General features: G+C 64.4%; 7 protein-coding genes. 4 read left to right on the plus strand and 3 right to left on the minus strand.

What is annotated here, in order from left to right; all coding sequences use genetic code 11:
* Nucleotides 1–132 precede the first annotated feature (132 nt).
* Entirely contained in the window at nucleotides 133–1,443 is a 1,311-nt protein-coding gene (locus tag VE759_RS08905) for an adenylate/guanylate cyclase domain-containing protein (RefSeq protein WP_324930532.1), read from the minus strand.
* Nucleotides 1,444–1,608: 165 nt separating this feature from the next.
* On the opposite strand from VE759_RS08905, the gene VE759_RS08910 reads away from it, so the two are divergent.
* Nucleotides 1,609–2,436: an alpha/beta hydrolase gene (locus VE759_RS08910; protein WP_324930534.1), complete on the plus strand. Its 828-nt coding sequence runs from the start codon at nucleotides 1,609–1,611 to the stop codon at nucleotides 2,434–2,436.
* A gap of 631 nt (nucleotides 2,437–3,067) precedes the next feature.
* On the opposite strand, the gene VE759_RS08915 is transcribed toward VE759_RS08910, so the two are convergent.
* Complete coding sequence (locus tag VE759_RS08915; protein ID WP_324930537.1) at nucleotides 3,068–3,403, minus strand: hypothetical protein; 336 nt, start codon at nucleotides 3,401–3,403, stop codon at nucleotides 3,068–3,070.
* Nucleotides 3,400–4,950 (minus strand): MBL fold metallo-hydrolase, encoded by a 1,551-nt coding sequence (locus VE759_RS08920; RefSeq protein ID WP_324930540.1) that lies wholly within the window; start codon nucleotides 4,948–4,950, stop codon nucleotides 3,400–3,402. Before VE759_RS08920 ends, VE759_RS08915 begins: the two co-directional genes overlap by 4 nt.
* A gap of 133 nt (nucleotides 4,951–5,083) precedes the next feature.
* On the opposite strand from VE759_RS08920, the gene VE759_RS08925 reads away from it, so the two are divergent.
* The 3 genes from VE759_RS08925 to VE759_RS08935 all read left to right on the plus strand — a co-directional run.
* Nucleotides 5,084–5,851: a lysophospholipid acyltransferase family protein gene (locus tag VE759_RS08925; protein WP_324930543.1), complete on the plus strand. Its 768-nt coding sequence runs from the start codon at nucleotides 5,084–5,086 to the stop codon at nucleotides 5,849–5,851.
* Between the two features lie 6 nt (nucleotides 5,852–5,857).
* Complete coding sequence (locus VE759_RS08930) at nucleotides 5,858–6,631, plus strand: lysophospholipid acyltransferase family protein (RefSeq protein WP_324930546.1); 774 nt, start codon at nucleotides 5,858–5,860, stop codon at nucleotides 6,629–6,631.
* Nucleotides 6,628–6,748, plus strand: a 121-nt coding sequence (locus VE759_RS08935; RefSeq protein ID WP_324930552.1) for an HAD hydrolase family protein, incomplete at its 3' end; no start/stop codon positions are given. The genes VE759_RS08930 and VE759_RS08935, both read left to right, overlap by 4 nt.

A 6,748-nucleotide genomic window follows, 5' to 3' on the forward strand; every position in this document is an offset into this window, starting at 1 on the left:
CCAATTGGGTGTGACTGTACATACCTGTGAGAAGCCTGAGTGACTTTTGCGGTTTCTAGTCGGTTCGCACATCGGGTATGAAGTGTTCTTTCGGCAATCGCTACCACCGCGATGCGAGGACTGTCTCGCTCCTTATGTAGATGCGACGGCGGAAAGTTGCCATTCGCCGGGCACGCCCTTGAGATGGTGTGCGCCGCGGTCGTCGAATTCGAGTCCCGAGCCGATCACCAGGTCGCGCAGCGTGCTGGACACGAGCACGTCGTTCGGCCCGGCCAGGGCGCTCACCCGCGCGCCGATGTGCACGGCAATCCCGCCGATGTCATCGCCTCGCACCTCACACTCGCCGGTATGCAAACCGGCGCGCACCTGGATGCCGAGCGATTGCACCGCATCGCGAATTGCCTTGGCGCAGCGGATCGCTCGCTGCGGGCCGTCGAACATCGCAAGGAAACCGTCACCCGACGTATTCACCTCACGGCCTCGGAACCGGTTGAGTTGCGCCCGGACGACGGCGTCGTGTGCATCGAGCAACGCACGCCAGTCGCGGTCACCCAGCTCCGCCGCCCGGCGCGTCGAATCGACGATGTCGGTGAAAAGGACGGTGGCGAGAACCCGATCATCGGCCACATCAGCCTGCTGGCCGGTGAGGAACTCGGCGACCTCCTGGAAGGACTCGCGCCAGGGTTCAACGATGTGCTGCCAGTTGCGGCCCGGCATCTCAACATATTTCGCGCCGGGTATGTGCTCGGCGATGTACTTGCCCTTCGCGGGCGGGACGATCACGTCGTCGGAGTGCTGGACGACAAGAGTCGGCACACGAACTGTCGGAAGGACCGCCCGCACGTCCACTTCCGTCGCGAGAGGCATCATGAGTGCAACGGTCCGAGGGCTCCCCGCCAGGCGTTCCATCCGAGCCCACGCTGCCCGGACTTCCTCGTTCCAGGGCATGTCCGGATTCATCACATGTATAAGTTCGCCCGTCCCCCACGTGCGGACCCTCGCAGCTTGGGTTTTGCGTTGAACGAGTGGGGTGCCGCCCGCATCTGCGTAACCGTCGAGCACCACCAGCGCGGTGGTGCGAGACGGATGTGTCGCCGCGAAGAGCGCAGCGGGCGCGAACGCGGAGTTCGATGCGACGAGTATCGCTTCGCGACTCCCGAGGGCGTCGAGCACGGCGGTGATGCTGTCGGCCCATTGCTCCAAGGTCGGCAGTGCATCGGGTGTGACGGGATCGGATGCGCCCGTGCCCGGCTGGTCAAAGAAGATGAGCCGACCGAGCGACGTCACCGCCTCGACCCAACCCTGAATGGACGGCAGCTCCGGAAAAACCTCGCAGCACGTGAACCAGTTCGAAACGTACACGATGTCGCGAGGACCTTCGCGTGAGGCGCGATAGGCGACGCGCAAGTCACCGTTCAGCGCGTAGCGCGTCTCTGAGAACATTGCGGCAGTCTAAGTCCGTCGAGCTTGAGTTTCGGTGTCATGCGACGAGCGGAAACTCCTAGCAGACAGGAAGCGTTGCGCGTGCCTGACTGATTTTAAGCGCTTCATCGCCCGCTATGAGCGATGGTTAGAAACCTCAGTTCCGAGTCAACGGGAGGTAGTGCGGTGAGTACACCGTTCTCATTGCGGGCTGAATTAAAGGGCGTCGAAGTCGCACCGGGGGTGGCCTTGCGCTACTGGGAGGCCGGTGCGGGCCGGGTACTGGTGATGTTGCCCGGACTAGGTCATGCCGCGTCGCTGTACAAGTATCAGCTTGAGGGACTGTGCGACGAGTTCCGGGTGATTGCTCTCGATCCCCGTGGTCATGGCGAGTCGGAAAAACCAGAACGCGGCTACAACTACCACACGTTGGCCAAGGACCTCGACGGATTTCTCCGCGGACTCGACCTCAACGACGTGACAATCCTCGGCCACTCCGGTGGGTGCAAGATCATTTTGACCTACCTCGAGCTTTACGGTGATTCTCGACTGCGGGCGATTGTTTTCTCCGACGATTCACCCTGCCACCTGCGTGATGGAATCTTCAGTGCGGATCAGGCGTTGGCCGCGATTGACGCCTTCCAAAGTCCCGATGCCATCGCCTTTTCCAAAGGTTTTAGCGACCAATTCCTCACCGACGACGCGGAGGAGTCGGCGAAGGAGGCCTTCTACCGTGAAGGGCTCAAGCTCCCTCGCCCCTACATGGCCAAACTCTTTCGCTGGGCCGCCTTCGGTGATTGGTGGGATGCGTATGCGTTGGTCAAGGTGCCCACCCTCGTCATCGGTGGACGCGCGTCGAAGGTACCAGTGAAAATCGCGCAAGGGATCCACGAGGCCGTTCCGGGCTCTTCCTTCGTCGTTTTTGAAGCTGACGAGGGTGGGGGCCACGCGATGTTCTGGGAAGGTCCTGAGAAGTACAACGACTCACTGCGCACGTTCATGAGGTCCTCCTAAGTCATAAAACGATTCGGCGCGGTAACTGGTTTGCGGGCGCGCTTATTGGACGGCACTGGCGCCGGCCCGGGGAGTTCGTTCAGCGAAAACAGACCGTGCAGCGGCTTGTGCCGCTGCACGGTGTGCTTTCAGGTCGGATGTTCTGTCTGGATGTGCCTGGTTAGAGCGGGATCCAAACTGGGCCATTCCAGAATCCCCAACCATTCACGTCGGGGTTCCACACGACGGGGGCCCAAGGCGCCCACCACGGTGGCGCTGGCCGCGGCGGCGCCCAGATCGGGGCTCCTCCCCAGCCGGCCGGAGCCGCCCAGTTGTCATCCCAGTCATGGCAATTACGCCAGTCCCAATTGTTGCCCCAGCCCGAGTCCCAACGATCGCCCGGGCACCAGTGATGGTGATACGTGGGTGCAGGATAAGGCGCCGCCTGGGCGGTGGCCGAAGCTAGTCCGAGAGCGGACAAGGCTAGGCCACCAGCCGCCAGCACGCTAGTGCACAGGCGAAGCCACGGTCTTGTTTGCGTTTCGGTACTCATGCCCTAAGGATTCCCCTTAAGAATCGCACTAAACACGTTTCGTCCGTTTCAAATATGAAACCGGCCGCGGCGAAAAACGCACCCGGGCCACCCTGGTAATCAGCGATCCAGCAGCGAGTCGAGCATCTGCACGAACCGATCAGGGTCGGCGGGGGTGAAGGCGGGTCGCGGCCACGTCCCGGGCACGTCGAGCGTGATCAGCGTCGACTTCATCGGTCGGCGCACGTCCAGCGGCAGCCACCGCAACAGATCCGACGAGCCCCAGATCCGGAATCGATTGAGGCACAGGCCCAGCGGCCTCACGGTGTAGCCGCGCACCAACCGCAGTGGGATGACCTTCGACGTGCCCGACGGAAAGTGGTACCGACGCAACGTAATCGCTTCGCGATCGAGCTGGATCAGCCCGTCGTCGTAGTACTGGTGCGGCGCCGTCATACCCGTCCGCACCGCAGCTCGTGGCCGCGCGACGTCAAACAGCGGCCGGTCTCCAGGTTCCACTGCCACCCGTGCAGATTGCACGTCAGCGTGGTGCCGGCTACGACACCGAATTTCGACAGGTCAGCCTTCAGGTGGGGGCACCGGCGCTGAATCTCCCAGCCGTCCAATACCACCGACGCGGTATCGTCGTGCGCCTCGGCGAACCAGCCGTCGGCGTAGGCGATGCGTTCGTCGGTCAGGCACTTGAAGAACGTGTACAGAAACTCGTTGTAGCCGCCAACCCGCCAGGCTTTGAACCGGGTGGACAGGAAGATGCTGTTGACCCAGTCCGGTTCGCCGTCACGCAGTACCGTGCGCACCAACTCCGGCGCGATCGAGAAGCCGTAGCGGAACTTCTCGTCCGGAATAGGTTCGCGCACTGCGCGTTTCGGGAAGTCCAGCACGACCGTTTCCGGCCCGAGCCGCAGCTCGACCGGATACCCGATGCCGTCGCAGACCTGGTCGCTTTGGCTCATGATCGGCTCGAACAGCTCGCGCAGCGGCTCCAACAGTGGTTCGCCGACCGCCGGTGCCCACCGGGCCTTCTCGGCCGCCAGCACCGGCGCCATCCGCATCGCGTAGTCGTCGAGATAGGACGCCTTGCCGGTGGTGAAGATCGCACGAACGTCGTCCTCGGAAATCGGGTGGCTAACCGAATTCAGTTGGCCGCCGGAAAAATCCGCGATCGATCCGGGGATCATCAGCAGGCCGCCGTGGTGGCCATGGGCTCGCATCTGCTCCAGGAAAACCATCTGGTCGGGGAAGATGTTGGCCGGGTCGTCGTGGTCGTCGTTGAGATCACGCAACTCGGGATCCAGGAAGCACGGCGGCCCCGCCGACGGGATCACCCAGCGCGCGCCAACCTGGCTGATGTATTGGCGGCAGCGGTCCATCTGCCGCTGACGCTTCTGCGTGCCGAACGCGGCCTTGGCCCGCTGCGGCATGTCGTACACCATCGGGTACCAGATCGCGCCGGAGAACTGCAGCATGTGCACGTCGACCTGGCCGAAATCCGCGGCAATCACGTCCAGGTCCACCGGCCGGGCGTCATTCATGTTGAACGCGACGGTTTCTCCGTCGTCCACGATCAAGCCGGAGTCACCGATTGGCCCGTCGGCCGGTGCCCGCAACGCGATGATCATCACGTCCAGGTCGCCCTTCGGCCCGCTGAGGCGATGGGTCACCGAGTCCGTCGTCTCGAAGAATCGGTGGAAGCCCAGCTGCTCCAGCTCACGGGCCAGATCGGGCACCGGATAGTCGGGCAGCAGCACGACGGCGTCCTTGTTCACGTGCTCACGCAGGTTGCGCGGATCGAAGTGGTCCTTGTGCAGATGCGAGATGTACAGGTAATCGCAGTCGCCGAGCGCGGCCCAGTCCAGGCCGGTGTTGTCCGGAAACGGGAACCACGACGCGAAGTAGGCGGGGTTCACCCACGGGTCGCACAGGATGCTCCCCGCGCGGGTATCGATCCGGAAGCCGGCATGCCCGACACTGGTGACCTGCACTAATGCCCTTTCCGCGGTGATGGCTCGAGTCCCGAGCTTAGCGGGAGGTGATATCACCGGCCTGCCACAGCCGCCGGTAGTAGTCGATCCTTTCGGTACGGGTGCGTCGCAATGCGCACTAGGCTCGGTACTCGTGGAACCGGTATACGGGACGGTCATTCAGTTGGCCCGCGCAGTATGGGCCGCGCAGGGCCTGACGTTCAAGGTGACTGGGGTGGAGCATCTGCCCGCCGAGGGCGGCGCGGTAGTGGCTATCAACCACACCAGCTATTTCGACTTCACGTTCGCCGGACTCCCGGCCTACCTGCAGCACCGCGGGCGCAAGGTGCGGTTCATGGCCAAGAAGGAGGTCTTCGACCACAAGATCGGTGGGCCGCTGATGCGCAAGCTTGGGCACATCCGGGTAGACCGGGAGAGCGGCGGGCCGTCGTTCGAGCTGGCCGTCGCGGCGCTGAAGGCCGGTGAGTTGGTCGGCGTGTACCCGGAGGCGACGATCAGCCGCAGCTTCGAAATCAAGGAGCTCAAGTCGGGTGCGGCCCGCATGGCGCTGGCGGCCGGCGTCCCGATCGTTCCACACGTCATCTGGGGGGCGCAGCGCATCTGGACCAAGGATCATCCGAAGAAGCTGTGGCGCCCCAAGGTGCCGATCAGCGTCGCGGTCGGCGAGCCGATTGTGCCCACGCTGCCTGCGACCGAATTGACCGCTCTGCTGCACTCGAGGATGCAGCACCTGCTCGAGCGGGTGCAGGACGCGTACGGCCCGCACCCGCCCGGCGAGTACTGGGTGCCGCATCGCCTCGGCGGCGGCGCACCGACCCCGGCCGAGGCCGCCCGGATGGACGCCGACGAGGCCGCGGCGAGGGCCGAGCGCCGCGCGCAGCAGTCGGGACAGCGGGAGTAGCGGTCCATGGAGCCGGTTTTTCGCGCGCTGGAAATCCTTTCCAAACCCGTCGTCGCCGCCTCCGGAAGCCCGATCACGTTCAGCGGTTTGGAGAACATTCCCGAAACGGGAGGCGCGGTCATCGCGGTCAACCACACCAGTTACATCGACTTTTTCCCGGCCTGCCTGGCCGCGTACCGACGCGGTCGCCGGCTGAGGATCATGATCAAGGCCGAGATGATGGAAGTGGGGATCGTCCGGTGGCTGGTCAACCACACCAGCATGATCCCGGTTGACCGCAGTGCCGGGGCCGGCGCCTACGCGGCCGCCGTTGAGGCGCTCAAGGCCGGCGAGCTCGTCGCGGTCTACCCGGAAGCCACCATCAGCCGCAGCTTCGAGCTCAAGGAGTTCAAGAGCGGCGCCGCCCGGATGGCCGCCGAAGCAAATGTCCCGATCATTCCGCTCATCGTCTGGGGAGCCCAGCGGATCTGGACCAAGGATCATCCAAAGAACTTGGGGCGCAAGAAGATTCCGATCACCGTCGCGGTGGGTAGCCCGGTGTATGCCGGAGCGACAGTCGAGCAGACGATCACGGCGGTGCGGGAAGCCATGACCACGCTGCTGGACAAGGTGCAGGACGAATACCCGCACCCCGCGGGCGCGCACTGGGTGCCGCGCCGCATGGGCGGCAGCGCACCGACCCTGTCCGAAGCCAAGGTGCTCGACGAGTTGGAGCTGGCCGAGCGGGCGCGCAAGCGAGCCGAACGCGAGGCGAAAAGCAAGGGCGGATCGCGGCGATGACGTTGCCGGCGCTCATCGCCAGCGACGTGGACGGCACCCTGCTCACCGACGACGAGGCGGTCACCGAACGCACGCGTGCCGCGGTGCGCGCCGCCGTGGCCGCGGGAGCGACCTTCG

The organism is Mycobacterium sp. (assembly GCF_035640695.1).
Taxonomy (GTDB): domain Bacteria; phylum Actinomycetota; class Actinomycetes; order Mycobacteriales; family Mycobacteriaceae; genus Mycobacterium.